Consider the following 662-nt stretch of genomic DNA (forward strand, 5'->3'; position numbering starts at 1 on the left):
GGTACTTAGATGTTTCAGTTCCCCCGGTTCGCCTCGCAACGCTATGTATTCACGCTGCGATACCTGCTTGTGCAGGTGGGTTTCCCCATTCGGAAATCCCAGACTCAAGTGGCTCTTACTGCCTAATCTGGGCTTAACGCAAGTTAGTACGTCCTTCATCGCCTCTGACTGCCAAGGCATCCACCGTGTACGCTTAGTCACTTAACCATACAACCCCAAGAGGTTTCGTATGTTCAAACAACCAAGGTTTACGTCTCTGATAAGGAGACATTGGTTTTTCGCCGGACTCTTACACAAGACACTTGAATGTGTATTGCTTGAGAACTCGTTCTTCATTAAGAAGAACATTTTAATTGAATCTAACGATTCAATTTACTAGTCAGCTTTCCAGATTGTTAAAGAGCATGTGTTTATCAAGAGATAACCACTTTTTAAACACACTCACTTCTTTTTCAAGAAATGCGCTTAAAGAGTGGTGGAGCTAAGCAGGATCGAACTGCTGACCTCCTGCGTGCAAGGCAGGCGCTCTCCCAGCTGAGCTATAGCCCCAACGTTACCGAAAGACTCTTCACTCACTTCCTCTGGGAGAAGAAGTGGTGGGTCTGAGTGGACTTGAACCACCGACCTCACCCTTATCAGGGGTGCGCTCTAACCACCTGAGC

1 tRNA gene and 1 rRNA gene are annotated in these 662 nt (G+C 47.0%); both read right to left on the bottom strand.

The features are described from left to right. A 23S ribosomal RNA gene (locus L4D19_RS30390) occupies positions 1-207 on the bottom strand; the annotation flags it as partial. A 266-nt stretch (positions 208-473) separates the two neighbouring features. Next, positions 474-549, bottom strand: a tRNA-Ala gene (locus L4D19_RS30395). Positions 550-662 lie beyond the last annotated feature (113 nt).

The sequence above is a fragment of the Photobacterium kasasachensis genome (assembly GCF_050336885.1).
GTDB classification, from domain to species: Bacteria; Pseudomonadota; Gammaproteobacteria; order Enterobacterales; family Vibrionaceae; genus Photobacterium; species Photobacterium kasasachensis.